Origin of the sequence: Streptomyces sp. NBC_00289 (genome assembly GCF_041435115.1) — a bacterium.
Taxonomy (GTDB): Bacteria; Actinomycetota; Actinomycetes; order Streptomycetales; family Streptomycetaceae; genus Streptomyces.
In genome coordinates this window covers 10,275,741-10,297,933 of record NZ_CP108046.1, presented here as the reverse complement: position 1 = coordinate 10,297,933, position 22,193 = coordinate 10,275,741, and the positions used below count along the sequence as shown (strand labels likewise).

Annotated in this window: 13 protein-coding genes and 7 pseudogenes; 9 read left to right on the top strand and 11 right to left on the bottom strand. The window is 68.5% G+C overall.

The features are described from left to right. Positions 1 to 5 precede the first annotated feature (5 nt). A pseudogene (locus tag OG985_RS46995) lies at positions 6 to 890 on the top strand (IS701 family transposase); the annotation flags it as partial. A 386-nt stretch (positions 891 to 1,276) separates the two neighbouring features. Here the strand turns inward: OG985_RS46995 and OG985_RS46990 are convergent. Beyond that, a pseudogene (locus tag OG985_RS46990) lies at positions 1,277 to 1,640 on the bottom strand (transposase); the annotation flags it as partial. Positions 1,641 to 2,758: 1,118 nt separating this feature from the next. On the opposite strand from OG985_RS46990, the gene OG985_RS46985 reads away from it, so the two are divergent. From OG985_RS46985 to OG985_RS46975, 3 genes are read left to right on the top strand one after another with little or no spacing between them, the layout of a single operon-like run. Then, positions 2,759 to 4,396 carry a transposase gene (locus OG985_RS46985; protein ID WP_371666562.1) on the top strand — a complete coding sequence of 546 codons (1,638 nt, stop codon included), beginning with the start codon at positions 2,759 to 2,761 and terminating at the stop codon, positions 4,394 to 4,396. A gap of 53 nt (positions 4,397 to 4,449) precedes the next feature. Then, positions 4,450 to 4,704, top strand: a complete 255-nt coding sequence (locus tag OG985_RS46980) for a hypothetical protein (protein WP_371666563.1) — start codon at positions 4,450 to 4,452, stop codon at positions 4,702 to 4,704. Then, complete coding sequence (locus OG985_RS46975) at positions 4,701 to 5,075, top strand: PIN domain-containing protein (protein WP_371666564.1); 375 nt, start codon at positions 4,701 to 4,703, stop codon at positions 5,073 to 5,075. The genes OG985_RS46980 and OG985_RS46975 overlap by 4 nt, the downstream gene beginning before the upstream one ends. Positions 5,076 to 5,226: 151 nt before the next feature. Here the strand turns inward: OG985_RS46975 and OG985_RS46970 are convergent, their stop codons facing one another. Next, entirely contained in the window at positions 5,227 to 5,673 is a 447-nt protein-coding gene (locus OG985_RS46970) for a transposase (RefSeq protein ID WP_371666565.1), read from the bottom strand. Between the two features lie 13 nt (positions 5,674 to 5,686). Further along, on the bottom strand, positions 5,687 to 6,055 hold the full coding sequence (locus OG985_RS46965; RefSeq protein WP_371666566.1) for a transposase: 369 nt from the start codon (positions 6,053 to 6,055) through the stop codon (positions 5,687 to 5,689). A 306-nt stretch (positions 6,056 to 6,361) separates the two neighbouring features. On the opposite strand from OG985_RS46965, the pseudogene OG985_RS46960 reads away from it, so the two are divergent. Next, positions 6,362 to 7,446, top strand: a pseudogene (locus OG985_RS46960) (IS110 family transposase). 36 nt (positions 7,447 to 7,482) lie between these two features. Here the strand turns inward: OG985_RS46960 and OG985_RS46955 are convergent. The 7 genes and pseudogenes from OG985_RS46955 to OG985_RS46925 all read right to left on the bottom strand — a co-directional run. Then, a pseudogene (locus OG985_RS46955) lies at positions 7,483 to 7,656 on the bottom strand (IS6 family transposase); the annotation flags it as partial. A 34-nt stretch (positions 7,657 to 7,690) separates the two neighbouring features. Further along, positions 7,691 to 10,390: a LuxR C-terminal-related transcriptional regulator gene (locus tag OG985_RS46950; RefSeq protein ID WP_371666567.1), complete on the bottom strand. Its 2,700-nt coding sequence runs from the start codon at positions 10,388 to 10,390 to the stop codon at positions 7,691 to 7,693. A 537-nt stretch (positions 10,391 to 10,927) separates the two neighbouring features. Continuing rightward, the gene (locus tag OG985_RS46945; protein WP_331719078.1) at positions 10,928 to 12,670 is read right to left on the bottom strand and encodes an IS1634 family transposase; all 1,743 of its coding nucleotides are present in this window, start codon (positions 12,668 to 12,670) and stop codon (positions 10,928 to 10,930) included. Between the two features lie 93 nt (positions 12,671 to 12,763). Beyond that, on the bottom strand, positions 12,764 to 13,231 hold the full coding sequence (locus OG985_RS46940; protein ID WP_371666568.1) for a hypothetical protein: 468 nt from the start codon (positions 13,229 to 13,231) through the stop codon (positions 12,764 to 12,766). A 208-nt stretch (positions 13,232 to 13,439) separates the two neighbouring features. Continuing rightward, entirely contained in the window at positions 13,440 to 13,799 is a 360-nt protein-coding gene (locus OG985_RS46935; protein WP_371666569.1) for a transposase, read from the bottom strand. Positions 13,800 to 14,083: 284 nt separating this feature from the next. Next, complete coding sequence (locus OG985_RS46930; protein WP_371666570.1) at positions 14,084 to 14,416, bottom strand: STAS domain-containing protein; 333 nt, start codon at positions 14,414 to 14,416, stop codon at positions 14,084 to 14,086. A 95-nt stretch (positions 14,417 to 14,511) separates the two neighbouring features. After that, positions 14,512 to 15,006 (bottom strand): ATP-binding protein, encoded by a 495-nt coding sequence (locus OG985_RS46925; protein ID WP_371666571.1) that lies wholly within the window; start codon positions 15,004 to 15,006, stop codon positions 14,512 to 14,514. A 329-nt stretch (positions 15,007 to 15,335) separates the two neighbouring features. On the opposite strand from OG985_RS46925, the pseudogene OG985_RS46920 reads away from it, so the two are divergent. From OG985_RS46920 to OG985_RS46905, 4 genes and pseudogenes are all read left to right on the top strand, one after another. Further along, positions 15,336 to 16,772: pseudogene (locus OG985_RS46920) on the top strand (IS1380 family transposase). 1,183 nt (positions 16,773 to 17,955) lie between these two features. Beyond that, positions 17,956 to 18,704 (top strand): annotated as a pseudogene (locus tag OG985_RS46915) (transposase family protein). Positions 18,705 to 19,128: 424 nt separating this feature from the next. Continuing rightward, on the top strand, positions 19,129 to 20,508 hold the full coding sequence (locus tag OG985_RS46910; protein WP_371666514.1) for an IS1380 family transposase: 1,380 nt from the start codon (positions 19,129 to 19,131) through the stop codon (positions 20,506 to 20,508). Positions 20,509 to 20,681: 173 nt separating this feature from the next. Continuing rightward, positions 20,682 to 21,044 (top strand): annotated as a pseudogene (locus OG985_RS46905) (transposase); the annotation flags it as partial. 29 nt (positions 21,045 to 21,073) lie between these two features. Here the strand turns inward: OG985_RS46905 and OG985_RS46900 are convergent. Further along, positions 21,074 to 22,084 (bottom strand): IS30 family transposase, encoded by a 1,011-nt coding sequence (locus OG985_RS46900; protein ID WP_371666572.1) that lies wholly within the window; start codon positions 22,082 to 22,084, stop codon positions 21,074 to 21,076. Positions 22,085 to 22,193: the final 109 nt, after the last annotated feature.

Sequence of the window (22,193 nt, the reverse complement as noted above, 5' to 3'; positions counted from 1 at the left end):
AGAAGCTCAGTGTGCACGCGGTCTCCGACACCGCGTCGTGTCCGCTGCAGTGGCGCCTGTTCGTGCCCCGGGAGTGGGCGCAGGATCCGGTCCGCCGGCGCAAGACCGGGATCCCGGAGGAGACCGGGCACCGGGAGAAGTGGCGCCTGGCTCTGGACACTGGTGATGAGCTGGCGGAATGGGGTCTGGTTCCGCCGGTGCTGGTGGCCGACGCCGGCTACGGGCAGAACGCCGACTTTCGCGACGGGCTGGACAGCCGGGGCATCGGATACGTGGTGGCGATCCGCTCGGATGTGGGCGTCCACCCGCACGACGTGCAGCCCGCCGCCTCCGCCTGGTCCGGCAGCGGCCGCAAGCCGCAGCCCCGTTACCGCGACAAGCCGTCCCCGGTGGCCGCACTCGCCGCCGGCCACGGACGGCAGGCCTTCAGCGAGGTGACCTGGCGGGAAGGCTCCCGCGGGCCGATGCGCTCACGCTTTTTGGCCCTGCGGGTGCGGCCGGCCGGGATCAAATCCCGACGCATCGCTCAGGCCGCCGCCGGCGACAACAGCTGGGACGGCGTCCTGCCTGAGCTGACGCTGCTGGCCGAGTGGCCCGCCGGCGCCGAAGCACCCACCGACTACTGGCTGTCCAACCTGCCCGCCGACACCCCGATCACCGAACTGGTCCGTCTGGCGAAGATCCGCTGGCGCATCGAGCACGACTACCGGGAACTCAAGCACGGCCTCGGCCTGGACCACTTCGAGGGCCGTTCCTGGAACGGCTGGCACCATCACGTCACCCTGGTCACCGCCGCACACGCCTTCCTCATCGAACAGCGCCTGGCCCCAAAAGCCGATACAGCCAACTCACCCTCTACCAGACCCTCGACGCCATCCAGGACCTGCTGAACTGCTGGACCGGCACCTGCACCACCTGCCACCGCCCCCTGCCCAGAACGGCCACCAGCCCGAACTCAAGATCCAGAGCAACCTAACGGAGTCCTAACCATGTACAGGAATATACATCGGTATATATGCAGGTCAGTCCCTCTGGTCCGTTCGGGTACGCCTTGCTGGCGTGAAAACATGACTGTGGCGCCTGCCCGCCGATGCCGGTCGCTCGGTGGGACGTTGAGCCCGTAGGTCAGTCTGGTGCCGGGGCCGCAGAGGGGCCACGCACTGTTGCCATCGAGCACGCCGGTCAGATTCTCGCTCCTCCCGCGGCCCCCTGGGCAGGTGTCATCCCGTACGGATCGAGACCTGGGAGTGGCGCATGACGGACACCAGCGGCAGCGGATGTCGCGGGTGGTCATGCCGCGGGAGTACAGGGACAGGATCATGTCGTCGACCTGCGACAGACGCCGCTTGCCCTTCACGATCACCGGCTCGAAGTCCGCCTCCCGATCCCGCCGGCACCTGGACGGTCACCGGGCCCGTCGAGGTGCTCAGCGTCTTGGCGCAGGAGTCGTTGCGGGACGTCCCCAATCCACGGCCGGCCGGGTCCCCGGTCTCGTAGTCGAGGTGGTCGGCCATCTCGGCCTGCAGGGCCCGCTCCAGCACCGCCTTCATCATCTGCTGCAGCAGACCGCCCGACCCGTCGATACCGACCCCGGCCGCCTCCGCGTCCGCCAGCAGCTTGTCGATCGTCGCCGGCGACATCACCGACGCCAGCCGACGCCCCGCCTCCTCGCGGTCGTCACGGGACTCCACTGTCTGCATGAACTCGTTCATCAAGTCACTCACTGTGCGTCACATTCCTGGTGTCAGCCGAAGCCCGACCAGCACCCAACAAGATCATCGCTTACACAAGGAAGTGAACACCCTCGGCCGCCTAGCGGGCCCGGCGCAGGCCGGTGATGTCCAGGGCCTGATTGATCGTTCCTTCGACGCCGGCGAAGGGCGTACTTGGCCTGCCAGGCGTGGGTCCCCGACATCGCGCCTCAGCCGGAAGAGGTGTCCTGATCAGCCCCGCAGCCCTGAGATCGCTGCCGTGTCGGGGCCAGCGAGAATGCGGCAGCACCGCAGGGCCGCATCTTCGAGAACCATGTGATGAGAGAGGGAGCGCGGATGACGGGAGCCGGTGCGCGGGTGATCGCGGTCATGCCCGACGGTCAGGAACTGCGGGCCTCCAGTACGGGGTCGGGATCACCGTCTGGGGGACAGGGAACGGAGGCCGTCCGGAGCCGGTCGAGTACCGCGTGTGGTTGGGAGCCGGCCATGTGCGTCCCCTGGAAGGCGGCGACTACAGCACGGTGCCGGCCCGACCGGCCGGCACGCCCGTTGCCTTCGCTCCGCGAGTGCAACGCCGCCTCCTCACTTCCCTGACGCCGGAGCTCCGACAAGTAGGTCACATCGTTTCGCACGGATCCGGTAGGCGTCACCGGCGGGGAGGGAGTGCGGGCCTCGGCATCCTTTCGGATGCCGAGGCCCGGATGCGGTCCGGCTGTACCCAGAGCGCGGGAAACCGGTCCTGGCCCGCGCACCCGTGTCGGCGCGGACTGATCATGAACCTAGCGGGGCCAGTGCCACGCTGTACCCCGGAAGGGAAAGGCGAGGCGACGACGCGCGCCGTGTGGCGCTGCAGCTCTCCTTCAGTGCGTCTCAGGAGGACCGAACGCCCCTACACCGACGCCCGCACAGGCCCCTGGCAGCAAGCAGGGCTCGGAGGCGTTCGAACGCAATCATTCAGCAGGTAATCGGAGTGTGACGGTGGCTGCCGTGATGTGACGGTCCGTGAGGGTGTGAGGCGTCGGTTGTGCGGTGTGGTGGATCTTGCCGTGCCCGAGCTGGAGTCGATGACGCGTGACGAGCTGGTCGTGCTCGCCCGTGGTCAAGCAGCCCGGCTCGATGAGCTGGCGGTGGTGATCGCCCGTCAGGATGCGCAGATCGCGGCCATGGCTACGCAACTCGCCGACTTGGTAGACAAGTTCGAGCGGCAGGCCCAGGAACTGGCGAAGCTCCAGCATCTGCACTCGCGCAACAGTTCCAACTCCTCGATGCCGCCCTCGAAGGACGACACCCTCGGGAAGGTGCCGCCGCGCAAGGAGCGCCGGGCCAAGCCGAGCGGTCGCGGTAAGGGCAAGCAGAGGGGTGCGCCCGGGTCGGCGCTGTGCTGGCGCGGGGACGATGAGATCGACGACCGCCTGGACCGTTTCCCCCAAAAGGCATGCGGCTGCGGGGCCGACCTCGTCGACGCGGTCGGCCTGGGTGTGGTGTGGTGGACCGCTACCAGCAGCACGAGATCCCGCTGGTGGCGGTGGCCGTCACGCAGTACGACCAGCACGCGGTGGCCTGCGCCTGCGGGAAGGTCCACCGCCGAGCGTCCCGCGGGTGCCGGGCGTGGACGGGCGGAGTATGGGCCCAGCCTGCGCGCATTCGCGGTCTACCTGCTTGTGGTGCACTTCGTGCCGGTGCACCGGATGCGTGAGATCCTCGCCGCGCTGACCGGCGCCGAACCCTCCGTCGGCTTCGTCCACGCCCTGCTGGCGCGGGCGGCGTCCCTGCTGGCGACCTGCGACTTCGTCATCCGAACCCTGATCACCCTCGCCTTCACGCTCTGCTGCGACGAGACCCCGCTGAAGGCCTGCCCGGCCACCCCCGCCCCGGGCAGAGTCGAGGCCAAGAGCTACCTGCACGTCGCCTGCACCGGGCTGTACACCAACTTCCTGCTGGGCGACCGCTCCATGACGACCTTCCGGCAGTTCGTCTACCGCGACCTGGAGCCCGGGGCGGTCATCGTCCACGACCGCTACCAGAACTACGACAGCATCCACCTCGGCACCCTCCAGCACCAGTTGTGCCTGACCCACGTGCTCCGGGACCTGGCCGGCGCCGCCGGGCTCTACCCCGAACAGGCCTGGCCCACCCAGCTCGCCGACGAGCTGCGCGAGCTGATCCACCGCGCCAACCAGGCCCGCGACCGAGGCGAGCAGACCTTGGCCGCACGGATCAGGCAGGTCGCCCTGACCGGCCTGCGGCACGCCGTGCGCATCGGCCTCGCGCACACCGCCACACTGGCGGACGCCCGGCCCGGCGCCCGCAAGGCCCGCCTGCTACTGCAGGCCCTGCGCGAGCGCGAGGACGACTTCCTGCGCTTCACCACCGACCTGCGCATCCCGCCGACCTCGAACCAGGCCGAACGCGACCTGCGCCCCTCCAAGACCCAAGAGAAGATCTCCGGGCGGCTCACCGACCTGCAACGCGCCAAGGACCGCTACCTCATCCGCGGCGTGCTCTCAACCGCGACCAAGCACGCGGTCAACTCCCTGACCGTGCTCCGCGACGCCTTCACCGGCACGCCCTGGCTCCCCCGGCAGCCACCGCACCCGCCTGACCACCCCACACAACAGCCGCTGACCACCGGCCACCGGCCGTCACCGCACACCCAAAACCGTCACACAGCGCAGCCCTGCTGAATGATTGCGTTCGAACGCTTCTTCCGGAGTTCTACCGGCGGTAGAATCGGGGTATGAGTAAGCCAACGAGCATCAAGACCAGCGAGGAAGTGCGCGACCGGCTGCGTACCCTTGCCGACGAGCGCGGCACCACCATTACTGAGCTGCTCGAAGAGCTCGCTTCCCGCGAGCTCACGGAATGTGAGCGTGAGCAGCGTGCCGTCGAGGCGGCCCGTGAGCTTGGCATCGAGTACAGCGAGCAGGTCCAGCAGGTCGGCCAGGACGCCTGGGCGAAGATCCGCTCCCATCAGAGCGGCGCCGCCGCGTGAACCTGACGGCCGTCCTGGACCATACCGTTCTGACCGCTCTGTATCGCGCGGATCTCTTCTCCACCGGCCTCTACGTCGAAGCCTCGCGCGGCGCCGGCCGCGTTCTCATCCCGTCGCTTTCCATCGTTGCTGCTGAGCGGCAGGACGCCGGCGCGGGCAGGCACGCGGCATCGCTGCGGTTCGCGGAGAGCGTCCCGTTCACCGCCGCTCATGCGGTGGATGCGATGGACTGGAGAGATACGGATTGGCCGGTGGCTCACGCGGCTGCCATCGCCTGGCAGGCAGTGAAGGCGGGGGATCCGATCACGGTCCTGTCACTGGACCCCGAGCTGTATGCGGGCACCGGCATCACCCCGCTGAACCCCACCTGACAGTGAGGATGTGAGTGGTGGTTCTGCTGATGCGTCTGACTCGCCACCTGACTGACGTCTTCGACTGTCCTGTTTGGGATTGTCGGCGCGTCGGCGGGCCTCCATGCACGCGGCCGGACGGGCGCTTGTGACTTCATAGCGCCTCTGTGTGTCAAGCGGCTTGAGCGAGGTGACTCCGTTGGTCGCGTTTCATAATCCGGTAGACCACGTTGGACAGGCGGCGCTTGAGGGCCCGGCGGCCCTCGGATGGTGTCTTGCCTTCCGCGATCTTGCGGAGGTAGTAGTCCTGCCCGCGGCCGCCGTCGCGGATCTGGCAGACGGCGATCGTATGCAGAACCGAGTTCAGCGCGCGGTTGCCGCCGGTGTTGAGCCGATGACGGACGTTGTTGCCGCCGGAGGCGTCCAAGGGTGCGCTTCCGGTGTAGCTGGCGAAGTGGTGCTCGGTGGGGAACCGGCTGACGTCCCCGATGTGGCCGAGGACCTTCGCGGCCAGCACGGTGCCCAGGCCCGGCAGGGCGGTCAGCGTGGTGCGGGTCGCGGCGACGGCCTCGCGCATTTCGGCTTCGTTGTCCTTGACCTGCCGGTCCAGTCTGCGCAAATCGGCCAGCAGGTCACGGGCTATGTCCCGGCGGCAGTTGTCGGTGGCCGTGACCGGCCGGATGCCCTTCGTCGGTCTTGCGGTCGGCGCCGGTGGCCAGCAGCCGGGCCCGTGCCGACAGCGTGGACGGCACGTCGACCACGTTCTCGCCCGCGGCCGCCAGTTGCTGGGCGAGCGAGTGGCCCAGGCCGCCGGCGCCCTCGACCGCGAAACGACGGTCAGGCCACTGCTCGCACCAGCGCATCAGCTGGCGGAAGGTTCCGGCGTTGACGACGAACCGGCGCTGGGCCACCTGGTGGCCTGCTGTGTCGACGGCGACGGCGGTGTGGGACGACTTGTGGGGATCGACACCGATCAGGATCACAGGCTGCTGCTCTCGCACTCGATGAGTCAGGAAGGGGAGTGCGGTGGGCACCCTGACTTGAAGTCACCGTGTCGCCTTCATGCCTCTGTCGAGCCACACCGCGCGGGTGTCAGCCGGCGGCGGCACGCTATCAGTGAGCCAGCCCATGGGCGGCAAGGAGCACTGCGGGCCCGTGCCGACCGACACCCTGGACGCTACGGCTGCAGACCGAGCATCTGGGGCCGATTGAACAAGTCAGGAGCCTGGTCGAGAAGCCCCGTCACTGTCTTGTCCACCCGCCCGACCGGCGCGTGCCGCCCTCGGAACGGACTCACAAGGACGGACATGACCAGCATGACGCACGACGGCCCGGAGATCACCGGCGGAGTCGACCCGTGGTCTGACGCACCATGGGGCGGTGATCGACTCCATCGGCCGGCACCTGGCCGACCGGGAGTTCCCCGCCTCCATCCGCGGTTACCGAGACCTTCTGGACTGGATGCGCTCTCATGGTGAGCTCGTCGCGGTGGGAGTTGAGGGCACCGGCGCCTACGGAGCCGAGCTCGCCCGCGTGCTGACCGCGGCCGGGTCACGGTCGTCGACGACGTGGACCAACCGGACCGCAAGACCCGGCGGATGAAGGGCAAGTCCGACCCGATCGACGCCTACGCCGCCGCGACGGCCGTTCTGTCCGGCCGGGCCACCGGGACGCCCAAGAGCCGGGACGGCGTGGTCGAAGCGGTCCGCGTCCTGCGGACAGCCCGCCGCAGCGCGGTCAAGGCCCGAACCCAGGCGATGAACCAGATCCGTGGACTGCTGGTATCCGCACCGGCGATGCTGCGCGAGCAGGTCGCGGGCCTGGAACGGGCTGCGCTGATACGCACCCGGGGCCGGCTGAGGCCCGGCAGTGAACTGTCACGCCCGCTGGCGGCAACCCGGGCGGCACTGCGCCGCCTCGCCCGCCGCCATCAGGCGATGGACGAGGAGATCGCCGAGCTCGACGCCGAGATCGGCCCGCCGGTCAAGCAGGCCGCCCCTGTACTACTGGAACTGTTCGGCGTCGGCCCGAAACCGCCGGCCAGCTGCTGGCCACGGCCGGGGACAACCCCGAACGGATGCGTTCCGAGGCCGCGTTCGCGCACCTGGCCGGAGTCGCGCCGATCCCCGCATCATCCGGCCATACCCACCACCACCGGCTCAACCGCGGCGACGATCGGGCCGCGAACAACGCCCTGCACATCATCGTGCTGACCCGCATGCGCTTCGACGAACGCACCCGCGCCTACGTCGAGCGCTGGACCACGGAAGGACTGTCCAAGAAGGACATCATGCGCTGCCTCAAGCGATTCGTCGCCCGCGAGGTCTACCGCGCCCTGACCAGCACACCAACGGAACAAATCACTCAAACCGACCTTGCTCCAGCGGCTTGACGACTATAGGAGTCGACCGTTCACCTGCGGTGACGCCCCGCAGGCCCGGCACCACCGGCGGACCGTCTCATAGGAGGTGACGACGCCGCGGGCGAGCATCAGCTCCTCGACCTCACGGAAGCTCAGGGGAACCGAAAAGTACAGCCACACACAGTGGGAGATGATCTCCACCCGGTACCGGGGCCCTGATACGACGGCAGCGCTCCCCACGGCCAGACCCTTCCCAGCATGATCAACCTGGAGATCATCCCACCCCGTCAGCCAACGTGACAACGCCGTTGGGGGGCATCGTCGGGGGTCGGGTGATGGGCTGGCCGAGAGTGTTGGCGAGTTCCCGGCGGGTGGTGACGCCGAGTTTGGCGTAGGCGTGCTGGAGGTGGTTGTCGATGGTGCGCACGGACAGGTGCAGAGCGTCAGCGATGTCTTTGCTCGATATGTCCGCGGCGGCGAGTAGGGCGATCTCCCGTTCCCGGGGGGTGAGGGCGGATGCGGCCTCGGCGGTGGCCAGGAGTGGGGTGTGGGCGCCCTTGCAGCGGGTGGCGCAGACCTGGGCCCGCTGGGTTGCGGAGGCGGCCCGGCGGGCCCGTCCTGTCCGCCGCCAGGCCGCGGCTGCGGCGGTGGCCGCCTCCGCGGCCAGCAGGTCCGCGCCGATGGTCTCCAGTTCGTCGGCGGCGGCCAGGAGTCGGTCGGGGGCGTCGGCGGCCAGCGCGGCCGCCAGGTGTGCACGGGCCGGGGCGAATGCCCCATCGCACAGCTGGGCGAGTTCGTTGAGGCGGCCGGTGACTTCCCTGGCGCCGCCCAGGCGGGCGGCATCGGTGAGCAGGAGCGCCTCCGAGGCGACGTGTCCGATTGATCGGGCGGTTTCGGCGGCTTTGGTGAGTCTCGCTCGGGCCTTGGCTAGGTGGCCGCGGCCTGCTTGAACCCACGCCGTGCCAAGGCACTCTTCAGTTGGGAAGTAGCCCACCTGGGGGTAAACTTTGGCCTTTACCTGCGCAGCTTCGGCTATCTGGACGTCACCGAGAATCGCTGTCGTTGCGGCCAGGCCCGCCAGCACCGGCCGCAAGGCCCTAGTCTGATTACGGGCCCGACAGAGGGCGGCAGATTCGGCGTACCAGTGGCGAGCCCTGGCGTAGTGGCCGGCCATCGACTCTGCCCGAGCAAGAAACAGAGCCGTCCATAGCTCGGGTATCGGTGCATTAGCCGCGAGAAGTTCCGCGTAGGCGTGCTCTCCGATATCCCGGGCTTCGGTCAGCCTGCCGGCCTCTGCCAGTGCAACAACCATCGGAGCCAATTGGGTGGCGGGGGGAGGCCTGAGAGCCTGCTCATCCAGACAAAGATTGGCTTCGTGCGCGTGCCCAGCCCACCGAACTGCTGCAGTTGTGCGGCCCGTGAGCGCCAATCCCATCGTCTTGAGGGACGCGCCGTGCAACCACGTATTGACGTCCGGAGCCTGCCTGGCTTCTCCAAGTCCCTCTAGTGAGTTCAAACCTCGCACGAAGTCCCCAGATCCGACGCGAACCACTCCTTCAAGAGTCAGCAGCATGCTTAGACCGCCTGCACTTGTCACCTGTGCTTCGGCTGCCTGCCTTACTGCCAGCGCCTCTGCGGTTCGACCCGCCCCCCAAAAAAGGTTCGTCATCCGGAGATTTGTCACCAGTAGCTTCGCCGCCTCATCGACGGTCCGCGCATCGGCTGCCGCCAATATGGCCTCCGCCTGGTCGTTCTTGCCCATTTCAAAAAGTGCTTCACCCTGCATCAGGTGGGTGGCGGTGGTGCGGGCAGTGTCGGGCAAAGCCTGCAGTAGGTCGAAGGTCTGCTGGTAGTCGTGGGCGTGCCGGGCCAGGACGGCCGCCTGAAGCAATAGCGCGGCGTCGGCGGTGCCGGTGGCGGCCAGGCGCCAGGTGGCGATGTGCAGGGCGTCGTCGCGGCGGCGGGCACCGCTGGCCTCGACCCGCTCGGCCTGAGCCAGGAGCAGGGTGCGGCCGCGTAGGACGGGCAGTCCGGCGCGCAGTATCTCCCTGTAGAGCGGGTGCGTGAGGGCGATGGTGGTGCGGTGCCGGTCGGTGGTGACCTGGAGCAACCCTGCTTCTTCCAGGTCGACCAACACCCTCAGAGAGGCGGCCGCTTGGGCGTCGGCCAGCGGCAGTGGTTCGCACAGGGCCAGCAGCTCCAAGACCGGGCGGGCGGTGGGACCGACGGTTACCAGTCGGGCCTCGATCAGCTCGGTCAGCTTTGGCGTGCCCTGCGGCCGGTCCCTGGTGAGTTCCCAGATCTCGCCGTCGCTGGCCAGGGCCCCGGCCTGCAGGGCGCCCAGGACCAGCTCGTGCAAGTACAGCACGTTCCCGCCGGACGCGGTGCACAGCTCGTGGAGGGTGCGCCGTCCCACCGGCCCGCCCAGCGCCGCCTGCAGAACCGTTTCCAGTTGTTGCGGGCTGAAGGTAGTCAGGTCGATCCGGTGCACCGCGTCGCCGCCCGTCAGCGCCTGCACCGCCTCGCCAACCGGCTCCCCGGTGCGGACAGTGGCGATCAGCCGCACTACGCCGGCGTCCAGCAGCTGGCGCAGCAGCACCGCCGAGGTGGCGTCCAGCAGGTGCAGGTCATCGACCCACAGCGCCCACCGGCGCCGTCGGTCAGGTCCGGTCAGCGCGGAGGCGACCGCGGCGAAGCCCTTCACCGGGTCGGACAAGTCCACCCCGGCCGGGATCAGGTGCGCGATCGCGCCCAGCGGGACCGTGGCGACCGCCTTGGATGCGGTCGCGCGGCGACCCTTCCAGCCGTCGTGGACGGCTCGGGCCAGGCACTCCTCGGCCAGCCGGGACTTGCCGACCCCAGCCTGCCCGTAGATCATCAGCCCCTGGCAGCGGCGGTTGGCCCACGCCGCAGTGAAGGCCTTCAGCTCGCTGTCGCGGCCTACCAGCGGCCAGCGCGAGATCCGCTCGTCCATGACGGCCTCCCGGCGGCGCTTCCGGCCCGAGGGCACCGGCTGGCACTCAACGCGGCCCGCCGCATACCACCCACACTACTCATTTCGGCTCGCCCGGGCTCTGGATGTCAGTCGCAGAGGTGCGGATGGCTGGGGATCCCTCGGCGGCATTGTGCCCGGAGACAGTGGCCTTGGGTGTGGCTGTGGGGTTGCTGTTTGCGGGTGTCCGATCCTGCTGGCTTATTCGGTCACGCGGCGAGGGAGAGGCCGAGGCGGGCAAGGTGACTGACGCGGGTGCGGTCGAGCGGTCGCAGGGCTCCACCAGGTGCTGGTGTCCCCGCGTGGGCAGGTGGCCTGCCGCTTGTCCCAGCCGATGGTGAACGCGGTGCGGTCGAACCCGGCGCCGGCACGCGCCTGGGGTGAGCTGTTCATCCCGGGTTCATCAGTCGGTGGGCATGTGGGAGTGCTGAATCCGGGGGCTGACCTGGGGTTATGGGCATGACGAGGCCCCGGTGCCGTGTGCCCACGGTGCCGGAGCCTGTTTTCGCTGGTGAGGGGCTATTCGGGGGTGGTGAGGCCGCTCATCTTTGGCGGTCGCGAGACGGCGCAGTCCTTGAAGAGTTTGGTCTGGGTGTCGGTCAGGCGGGTGGTCTGCCGGAGGGTGCCGGCAGGGCCGGTGAGGGTGACCTGGTGGATCCGGCCGAGTTCGGTGTTGATGCGGGGCCAGGTGTGGCCGGTGGCGCGTTCGGCGACGCGGATCAGCAGCAGGGCGAGCCAGCACAGCAGCACATGGGTGTGTATCCGCTCGTCGAGGCGGTGGTAGACCGGCCGCAGGTCGAGCGTGGTCTTCATGGTGCGGAAGGCGCGTTCGGCTTCCAGGAGGTTCTTGTAGCCGAGCGCGACGTCCTCGGCGGACAGGTCGGGATCGGAGGTGGCGAGCAGGTACTTGCCGTCCAGGCGGGCTTCGGCGGCGACCTTGGCGGCGTCGACGGACAGCCGCCCGGTGGCCGGGTGCTGCTTGGCCCAGCGCCCGAGCGTGGGGTGGTCGCGCAGCGCGCACTCGGCCTTGCGATGCACCGCGTCGGAGGGGGCCGTGGGGCGCTTTCCGGTCTTGGCCGTCTTGGCCTTCGCCTTCTTGGCGTCGGCCTCCCGCGCGGTCTTGATGCGGGCCAGCTCCTGGCGAACGGCGGTGAGCTGGTCATCGCGTCGTGCGGCGTCGCGCATCGCCTCCACCGGGTTGTGGCAGATGATCCAGCGGCGGCCGTCGTCGCCGTCGAGGCGGACTTCCTTCACGCGCAGGTTGTCGCGGACCTGCTGGTAGCGGCCCTGCCGGGCGAGGGCCTGGTCCGCGAGGCGGGAGCCGGCGCGCATCTTGGCGCCGGTGATGTAGTGGCCGCCGGCGCGCTTGAGGTAGGTCTGGTTGGCTTCGGAGGAGAACCCGGTGTCGCACACGGTGACCACACGGCCGAGCCGCCAGTCCCGCAGGCCGTCCTTGACCTCGGTGATGACGGTCTGGTCGTTGGTGCCGCCGGGCCAGGTCCAGCAGCGCACCGGGATGCCCTCGCGGGTGACCGCGAGGCCGATGACGATCTGCGGCAGGTCCTTGCGGTGGTCCTTGGAATGCCCGTACTGCCGCAGTCTGGAGCCCTCGCCGTCCGGGTCGTCCGCTTCGTCGCGCTCGAAGTACGTGCTGGTGGTGTCGAAGAAGACCAGGTCGACCTCCAGGTTGAGCAGGTTCGCGGCCGCGAAGAACACCGCCTCCTGGACCTGGGCCCGCATGTCCGCGCCGGCGAGCAAGTCCATCGCGCGCAGGGCCTGGTTGTTGCCGTCCAGCGCCGCGAGCCCGGGAATCACCACGTCGCAGGTGACCCACTCGCCGGCGGCGAGCTTCGAGCCGGGGGCGATGGCCCGGTTCGCGACCAGGGCGAACAGCGCGCGCTCCATGTCGGTACGGAACTCCCGCTCGCCGGCGATCGCGCGGATCGCCGCGGCGATGTCCAGGCGCTTCCACAGCCCGTCCAGCAGCCACGTCGCCCCGATCGGCCGGGAGGACTCCACACTCAGCGGACCCGCGGCCGCATCGGCGGCCAACGGCACGACCACGTCGTCCTCGTCGCCCAGATAGCGGTTGATCGACGCGACCAGGCGGCGCAGTCCCTCGACGTCGAGACGGTCCTCACGACCGAGGTTGGCCACCACCTCCGCCACGGTCGTGCCGCCCTTGCGCCGGTTGTGCGCGAGCTGCAGGTAGCGCACCACCGACCCGTCCTTGTTCCGTCGCTGGATCTTCCGTAAATACATGCCCGCATTCTGCCGTAACAGCCCAGCGGATAGCCAGCCTCAAGCCCCGAAACGTTTGCCCACACAAAATCAGCCCACAGGAACACCTACACCTCACTGACCAGCACTTACGCCCGCCAGACCCCTCCCGTATGCCCGCTGACTGATGAACCCGGGTTCATCAAGACCGGGATGATCCCCAAGTTCTTCTTCATCTCCACGATCAACTCGGGGGAGGCGTAACCGGAATCGAGGAAGTGCTCGGCAGGCAGGAGATCGCGGGCAGCGAGCATGGACCGGTTCGGCCATTTCCGCATCGGTCACGGTGGCGTCGGTGGTCGCGATGCCGGTGATCAAGTGAGGCGGCGGTCCGTCGGCTCCGGGGATCAGCGCCTGGCCGTCGGCAGCTGGGTCCTGGGCATCGGCATCGTCGCAGGGCTCATGGATCTTGTAGCCGGTCCACCAGGAGCCCTGTTTGAGGCCATAGCGCGCGCCGGTGTCGTACGGAGAGGCGAGCCGCAGTCTGCCGGGCGGGAGGTCTTTGCGCTCCCGCCGCTTCACCTCCGCTCCGGCCTCGGTCACGGTGCGGTGGTAGTTCTGGACCTACATCGTGCGCAGGACCTGCACCGCCGGGAGTTCGCGCGCCATGCCGGGGCATCAGGGGCATGCACCGCCTCCAGCAGCGTGAACCCGTCCCGGCCGTAGACCAGGGCCATCTCCTCGCGCTTGCTCGTTGAAGCCGGCGAATGCCAGGAGTGAGTCTGTGGGCCGTGTCCCGAACGGCCACCGCCTAGGTCAGCCAGGTTGGGGCCGCGCAGGCAAGCGCCTCCAGCGTGGCCCGCAGTGTTTCCCCGGCCAGCTCCAGCCTGTTCAGGTCGCGTACTGCCGCCAGCACGCGGGTGGAGTCGGTGCGCTGCTTACCTCCGGCCTTCACCAGGCCCCGGTCCTTGAGCGCGGTCAGCAGCAGGTCGAGTGCCTTCTCCTCCATCCCGTGCTCGACCAGCCGTGTGCGGAACTCGGACAGCACCGAGGCGTTGAACCCGGGATCATCCAGTTCCAGGCCGAGTGCGTATTTCAGGTCCATGCCGTACCGCACCTGATGCGCTGCCGCCCGGTCGGTGAGGTTCTCGGCGAACTGCAACACCGTCACCAGCGCCAGCTGGCCAGCCCGGCCGCTCAGTTCCGAACGTCTCGGCGAACTCGGCGTCCACGAACAACTCGCCCAACTCGTCACGGACCCGCATCGCCAACGGGTACGGGCCCGTGCCGCCACCGCCCGCGCCACCTGCGCGGTCAGCTCGGGCCCCTTCGGCCACGGCCTCGGCCGCATCGACATTCCACACCCCACCCGCTACCGGGAACGCCAAGACGGCCGCTGTTGCCCGACCAACGAGCCGCCAGCCCCGCCGGGCACGGAATAGGCCAGCAGGATCGTCAGTGCGGGAGAGCAGGTGGGGTCCAGGGGGAGGCTGTTCCGAGGCTGGTGAGGGTGCGGTGCAGGTTGGGGTGGAGGCCGGTGAGGTGAAAGGTGACGTGGGCGGCGTGGAGGGTGTCGGTGAGGTGTTGCAGCGCGTGTAGGCCGGTTCCGTCGCAGAAGACGAGGTCGGTGAGATCCAGGTGGAGGCGCCAGGGATGTCCGGCCAGTGCTGTGGTGAGTGCTTGGTGGACGAGTGGGGTGGTGGCGAGGTCGAGTTCTCCGGTCAGGCGGAGCAGGACGGTGTCTCCGTGCCACAGGGTGTGGGTCTGGAGCAGTTGGTCCGCTCGCATGGCCGCCTCCGGAGATGGTCGGGTGGGCCAGGGGCTGGCTGGCTTCCTGGTGCTCCCGCGTGTGGGGCGGGGTTTTTCCAGGATGCCTGGTGGGGTCAGGCGGCGCTGAGGTCGGCCCAGTGGTCGATGAGGCCGTCGGTGTCGGTGTCGTTGTTGGTGTTGGTGTTGGGGGTGGGGGTGGTGCCGGTGTGGTGGGCGAGGGTGGTGATGATGGTGGTGCCGCGGCCGTGTTCGTCTGTGGGGCGGGTGGTGGCCCAGCTGGTGGTGGGGGAGGCGGTGTGGGGGCCGCCGTCGCTGACGTGGACTTGGACGCGGCCTGGGCCGTTGGTGGTGGTGTGCAGGTGCAGGGCGACGGGGGGTAGGGCGTGGGTGACGGCGTTGGTGACCAGTTCGGAGATGACCAGCAGGGCGTCGTAGAGCTGGTCTTCGTCCAGTCCCCAGGAGGCCAGGATGGGGCGGGCGGCACGGCGGGCGGTGGCCGGTGCGAGCGGTCCGTGTTCCAGTGGCAGGCTGAACACGCGCGCACCGGCCGCGGCGGCGTGCGGCGCGGGGCGCTGTTGCCGGCTGTGGGAGGTCGTGGTGGTCGTCATCAAGATCACTGCCTGTCCGGAAGGGGGCCGGAATGCTTCTTCTGGTACTTCCAGCACACTCCCGTCGAGCGCAGGCTCCCTGAGCAGTCCATACCCAAAACCGAAAAAATCGGGCATCAGGCAGTGCTTTAGGTGACATGTCGATCTTCAGTCCGGGCGGCTTGCGGGAGGTCTTGGCTGGTCGAACTGGTGGGCTGTGCCCCGGACGCATCGGACGGCAAGGTGCTCTTGTGCGTTAGCCTCGCCGTTTCGCTTGGGTACGGCTGGCTCTGGGGCGGAAACGCGAAAGTGCCTTCCTGACCTGGGACGATGAACCTTGCTGAGGGGTTCTGTCGGTCCAGGCGGAGGGCACTTTCTACGTGCAGGCTATCGGGTTGCGTCCCAAGGTCCATGTCAGTGCCGATGGTTCGGGGGTGGTCGGGCATGCCGGGGCACGGTTGCTGGCGGATCTCGCTGACGCCACAGGGCTGACCGCCGCGTACTCCGCCGCTCTCAGGCCGCTTCGGCCGCGCGGGACCGGGCATGACCCGGGACGGGTAGCCACCGACCTTGCGGTGATGCTCGCCGACGGCGGTGAGGCGATCGCGGATCTGGCCGTGCTGCGGGACCAGGCAGGGGTGTTCGGCCCGGTCGCCTCCACACCCACCGCTTGGCGGTTGCTCGCCGACACCGACGAGGCTGCACTCGCTTCGCTGCGAGCGGCCCGCGCTTCAGCCCGGGAAGTCGCCTGGATGCAGGCCGCCGAGACCGGCGAGGGCATACCTGCTGCTCGGGCCGGCGGACGAGAACTTCCCGGCCTGGTTCTGGACCTCGACGCCACGCTGGTCGCCTGCCACTCGGAAAAAGAACAGGCCGCCCCGACCTACAAGGGCGGCTTCGGCTTCCATCCGCTGCTGTGTTTCCTCGCGAACACCGGCGAGGCCGTGTCGGGACGGCTGCGGCCAGGAAACTCCGGAGCCAACACTGCCGCCGATCACATCGCGGTGCTCGACCAGGCGCTCACGCAGATCCCCGACGCCCACCGGCACGGCACCGACATCCTCATCCGCGCCGACAGTGCCGGATCCGCAAAGCCTTCCTCGCCCACGTCCGCGACGCGAGGAAACGAGGAATCCGTGCCTTCTTCTCGGTCGGATACGCCATCACTGAGCCGGTCCGCCGCGCTGTCCGGGCCATGCCCGACCGCCTCTGGTATCCCGCCCTGGACCAGGACGGCACCCTGCGTGATGGCGCCGAGGTCGCCGAACTAACCGGCATGGTCGAATCTGGACGGCTACCCGGTCGGCACCCGCATCATCGTGCGCCGCGAGCGGCCGCACCCCGGAGCCCAACTGTCCCTGTTCGACCAGGACGAGGGCCTGCGTCACCAGGTATTCCTCACCGACACCCCTTACTCCAGTGGTGGCTCCGCCCAGTTCCTGGAGGTCCGCCACCGCGGGCATGCCACCGTCGAGGACCACATCCGGTGCGGCAAGACCACCGGCTTCGGCCGCTTCCCCTCCCGCCACTTCGGCGTCAACACCGTCTGGCTCGAACTCAGCCTCACGGCCATCGACCTGCTGGCCTGGGCCCGCGTCCTGCTGCTGGACGGTGAACTGGCCGCCGCCGAGCCGAAGAAGCTCCGCTACCGGTTGCTGCATGGCGCCGCACGCCTCACCCGCGGCGGCCGCCGCCTGCGCTTGCGAATATCGGCGACCTGGCCCTGGAGACACGAACTGACCACGGCCTTCCATCGCCTCGCCGCACTGCCCCGTCCCGGCAGCTGACCAGCGAACCCTGGCCCACCACGACTCGAAGGACCTTGGAGAAGCCGACCACCGCGCCGGGACTCCGCCATGCCCGAGCACCGAGATCGCGTCAGCCACCCAACCATGGCCCCCAGCGACGCCTCATCGCCTCAACCGAAACGGCGAGGCTAGTGGCAGGGTGCCGGGGTCGGCTGGGTGGTGGGCTGGGAGTCGGCGGTCGCGTTGGGTGCTGAAGGCCTGTCACGATGCTGGTGCTGGCCGTTAGCCTGCCGGTATGCCAGAGCGTGTCATCCCGGGCGGTAGGGGCAGCCTGGTCTCTCTGGGCGCTGCGGACGCGTTGTGGGCTGACCTGACGAGGGGTAGTGCCGTGCCGACGGCTGCTGCGGCGTTCACCAGCGCTCCTGCCCACACCCGGGCGGGGTACGTCCTGCTCGGTGGCCGCGTGGTCATGATCGTAAAGGCAAGCGGCGCCCTATGGAGCGTTGCGGAGACTGAGGTGCGCCGGGCGGCAGCGGAACTGAACGCGGTGGAGATGGACCACCGGGACCGACACCAGCGGCGAGGGTCTGGCGCTGTTCTGAGGTGTCGGACCAGCGCTTCGTGCCGCGCCTTCGGCCTGGCCTGGTGATCTGAGGGCCGGAGAAGGAAGCGTGCTGTTTCCTTCCCGGCTGCCGCACACTCCGCCGAGATCCGGTGATGTGTCGCTGTTGGGACTGCAGGGCTGTCCCGGCCCCTGCCGGGACAGCCCTGCGCCTGACACCGCGGGGGAAACCTGTTGTGTCCACCCCAGATGATCATGGGATTCCGTCTTTTGGGTGAGTGATCGCTACTCCATCTGCGGTCACGGCCTGGTCCGCGACCGGGCGTGCTCCTGGCGGTCGGTTGACGGAACCCGGCACGGTCAACCGTGGCGACTGGACTCAGCCGCAAGACCCTGCACGCGTACCCGGGTCGGGTTTCCGCCTCCCTCGCCAGGACGGACTACGCTCGGCTCCGGCCCGTGCCGGTAAGGAGTGCGCGGGACAGGCCCCGGTCCCTGGCCAGCTTGCCCACCATGAGCTTTTTGCGCCTGCTCTTGCTATTACTGAGCTTCTTCGAGTTGGTCACCGATCGGGTGACAGACAAGGGCTCGTAACGGACAAGGCTCCCGGACAGTTGAGCGAGAGTTCTCACGTCTCAACTCATTTGTCAGGGAGCCTTGTTGGTTACCTATCCTGCCGCACTCGACCTTCCGCATGCCCTCGTGGAGTGGGTCACGATGCTGATCATCACCCGCGAGGGTGACCGCCGGTGCAAACTGCCGGCCTCTCAGCGGGCCCTCATCACGCTCGTGTACCTACGCAAGCACGACACCCTCGCCCAGATCGCCGCCGGCTTCCGGATCAGCGAGAGCACCGCCCACGCACATGTACACAGCGTGATCACCCACCTGGCCGCCCGCGCACCCTCTCTCACTCACGCGCTGCGGCAAGCCCGCCCTGAGTACATCCTCGTCGACGGCACGCTCGCCGAATGCGACCGCGTGGGCAACAGCCAGAACGACTATTCAGGCAAGCACCGCAAGCACGGCGTGAACATCCAGACGGTCACCGGCCCGGCCGGTGAGCTCGTCTGGTACTCGCCGGCCCTGCCCGGACGGACCGCGGACATCACAGCCGCCCGCACCCACAACATCGCCCCATCTGTGAGCGACTGAAGATCCCCGCCCTCGCGGACAAGGCGTACCAGGGTGCCGGCGGAACGTTCGCCACACCCGTCAAAAGACACCGAAACCGTGAGCTCACCGTCAAAGAGAAGGCCGTCAACCGGGCACACGCCCGACTCCGCTCGCCCGTCGAACGGGCCTTCGCACGACTCAAAGCCTGGCGGATCTTCCGCAAAGCCCGCGTCAGTCCCAACACACTCACGTCAATCGCCAAGGCCGTCCTCACCCTGGAGAAGCAACGCTGAAGAAGCTCACTGAGAAACACCCCGACTTTGACCCCCCGACTCGACTCGTCCGGCAACACCTCTACGTGGGCCTGGGGACCGTCGGGACTGTAAGAAAAACGGTGTAACTCCGATCATGGAAGAGTGCACCTGTGACCAGCGAGAACATAGCTAAGCCGTCTGAGGCGGGGGCCGCGTCGGCGGCTGTGGATGACCGGTTCCTGAACGAGCTCGTGGCCCGGGCTCAGGCCGATGGCCTGCAGTTGACGGGTGAGGGCGGTTTGCTCCAGCAGCTGACGAAGCGGTTGCTGGAGTCGGCTCTAGCCTCGCGCTTTCGCGAGTGGGTCTGTCCGGGTCTTGATCAAAAAAGCGGAGAGTGCTGCTGACCTGCAACGATGGGACTTGTCGAGGGTCCTGTCACTGCAAGGAAAGAAGCACTCTCCAGGTGAAGAAGAGTAGCGGGTCGTACCCGCGCGTCCGTGTCGAGGGCGGCGGCCGCGGGGTGGTCTCGCAGGCCGGGGCGGTGCTGCTGGTCGAGACGGCCCGCAAGTGTGGCCTGGACGGTGCGATAGCGGCGGCACTGGCACCGTGGCGCAAGCCGCGGGCCGTGCACGACCCAGGCAAGATCCTGCTGGATGTGGCGCTGGCCGTCGCGCTCGGCGGCAACTGTCTGGCAGACGTCGGCATGCTGCGGGCCGAGCCGGCTGTGTTCGGCCCGGTGGCCTCCGATCCGACCGTCTCCCGCCTCGTCGACGCGCTCGCCGCCTCCGGCCCGAAGGCTCTTGCGGCAATCCGGGGCGCACGTTCCGAAGTACGCACGCGGGTCTGGGAGTTGGCCGGGACAAGCAGTCCGGCCGCCGACGGCCAAGTGATCGTGGACATCGACGGGGTACTGGTGCTCGCACACTCCGAGAAGCAGGACGCCACCCCGACCTGGAAGAAGACCTTCGGCCATCACCCGCTCGTCGCGTTCGTCGACCACGGCCCAGCCGGATCCGGGGAACCGGTGGCCGCCCTGCTGCGGCCCGGCAACGCGGGCTCCAACACCGCCGCCGACCACATCGAAACCGCCCAACTCGCCCTGGCCCAACTGCCCAAACACCTGCGGCGGGGACGGCAGACACTGATCCGCACCGACTCCGCCGGCGGCACCCACACCTTCCTCGACTGGCTCTCCCGCCGGGGCCGGTGGCTGTCGTATTCCGTCGGAATGACCACCACCGACGCCATCCACCAGGCCGTACTGAAGATCCCGAAGAAGGCATGGACACCCGCCTACGACGCCGACGGCACCGAGCGGCCCGGCGCCTGGGTCGCCGAGATCACCGACATGCCCGACCTGAGTACCTGGCCCACGGGCATGCGGCTGATCGTCCGCAAAGAACGCCCGCACCCCGGCGCCCAGTTGCGCTTCACCGACCTCGACGGCAACCGGCTCACCTGCTTCGCGACCAACACGAAAGGCGGCCAGCTCGCCGACCTCGAACTGCGTCACCGCAGACGGGCACGCTGCGAGGACCGCATCCGAGGCGCCCGTGCCACCGGCCTGCGCAATCTGCCCCTGCACGACACGGCCCAGAACCAGATCTGGCTGGAGATCGTCTCCCTCGCGCTCGACCTCCTCGCCTGGATGCCGATGCTCGCGCTGACCGGCGAGGCCCGCCGCTGGGAACCCAAGAAGCTCCGGCTGCGGCTGTTCTCCGCCGCCGCTCAGCTCGTGAACACCGGCCGTCGCCGCTGGCTCCGCCTGCCCGCCCGATGGCCCTGGACCGCTGTCATCAGCCACGCGATCGTCAGGCTCCACGCCCTGCCGAACCCCGGTTGACCAGCCACATCGCCCGTCCCGACAAACCCGCACCACCACACCGGTGAAGTGGAACCCGGCGCCCATCCGACGCGAGAGCCGGGCCCTCGGCCTGCCCCAGCCCCGAAAAGACCCCACCACACAAACGCAGAGTCCCCGTCAACAAACCGACAAGGACTCATGAACGATCGAGGCTAGAGGGCGAGATGACGGACCATCTCGGCTATGACCGGCACGATCCGGCCGGGAAGAACGGCGGCAACTCCCGCAACGGTAAACGGTCCAAGACCGTCGTCACGGACGTCGGCCCGGTCGAGATCGAGGTGCCCCGGGATCGGGAAGGCGGGTTCGATCCGCAGATCGTGAAGAAGCGGCAGCGGCGGCTGACGGGTGTCGACGAGATGGTGCTGTCCTTGTCGGCGAAGGGCCTCACGCACGGGGAGATCTCCTCGCACCTGGCCGAGGTCTATGGCGCCGATGTGTCGAAGCAGACGATCTCGACGATCACGGATTCGGTGATGGAGGGCATGGCGGAATGGCAGGCCCGCCCTCTTGATCGCGGGCGGTTTCCATCAGTGGTTGCGAATCACCTGGTCAATGGGCCTGTGAGGCATTCTTGCATGGCCTCGGCCGGGGTCTTGTCCCCGAGGACGATGCGGGGTCGGTGGTTGAGTTGGCGGGCGACGGCGCGAAGGTCTTGTGCGGTGTGGACTGACAGATCGGTGCCTTTGGGAAAGTACTGCCGCAGCAGGCCGTTCATGTTCTCGTTGGTGCCGCGCTGCCAGGGCGAGTGAGGGTCGCAGAAGTAGATCCGGAAGCCGGTGAGGGCCTCGATGTCCTCGTGGAGCGTCAGTTCGCGCCCCTGGTCCCAGGTGAGGGTTCTCTTCATCTGGGGCGGGATATGCGCGGTCTGCGTGATCAGCGCGTTGCGCACCTGCGGGGCCTTCCAGCCGCCGGGCAGGTGGATCAGGTGAACGTAACGGGTGGTGCGCTCGACCAGGGTGCCGATCGCCGAGCCCTGTCCGCGGCCGATGATGAGGTCTCCCTCCCAATGCCCGGGAGATCTGCGGTCGTTGACCTCAACGGGGCGCCGGTGGATCAGCGTCATGTTCTTGATCTTGTTCAGGGTGGGCACGCCGCGACGCTGCTTCTTGCGTCGGGTTCGGCCGGTGCGGAGCTTGGCGTCGCGCCGGCCGAGGAGGCCGGCAAACAGGGCCCGGTAGATCGTCTCCGGGCATGCCCGCATCGATGTGTCGTGGGCGTGTTCGCGGGCCAGGTGACGCGAGATCTGCTGAGGAGACCACTTCTCAGTGAGCTTCTCGCGCACGAACGTCCGCAGCGGCTCGCCGACCCGGATCTTCTCCTCTTTGGGACGCCTGCGACGCAGGAGGGCGCGATTGTGGGCCCACCAGGGGTTGTAGCGGCCGTCCGGCTTGCTGTTGCGCTCGATCTCCCGGTAGACGCTCTGAAAGCTCTTCCCGATCGAGGCCGCGATCCGCTTCACGCTCTGATCGGAGTGCAGGCCGTCGGCGATCGCGATGCGGTCGTCCTGGGTGAGGAAGCGCGGCGATACCGGGCCGGGGTCAGCAATGATCATGCTCCCAGCATCGATGAACCACAACGAACCGCAGCTCGTGGACACCCCGACCTGGCGGGCGGCAGCCGCACCTCGATACCCCGCGTGCAGCAGCTCGAAGTACCTCTTC

Coding starts and splice junctions, on each gene's coding strand:
- OG985_RS46950 (WP_371666567.1), bottom strand. CDS start 10,390: ATGGACGAGCGGATCTCGCGCTGGCCGCTGGTAGGCCGCGACAGCGAG.
- OG985_RS46945 (WP_331719078.1), bottom strand. CDS start 12,670: ATGTATTTACGGAAGATCCAGCGACGGAACAAGGACGGGTCGGTGGTG.
- OG985_RS46925 (WP_371666571.1), bottom strand. CDS start 15,006: ATGACGACCACCACGACCTCCCACAGCCGGCAACAGCGCCCCGCGCCG.
- OG985_RS46930 (WP_371666570.1), bottom strand. CDS start 14,416: ATGCGAGCGGACCAACTGCTCCAGACCCACACCCTGTGGCACGGAGAC.
- OG985_RS46980 (WP_371666563.1), top strand. CDS start 4,450: ATGAGTAAGCCAACGAGCATCAAGACCAGCGAGGAAGTGCGCGACCGG.
- OG985_RS46900 (WP_371666572.1), bottom strand. CDS start 22,084: ATGATCATTGCTGACCCCGGCCCGGTATCGCCGCGCTTCCTCACCCAG.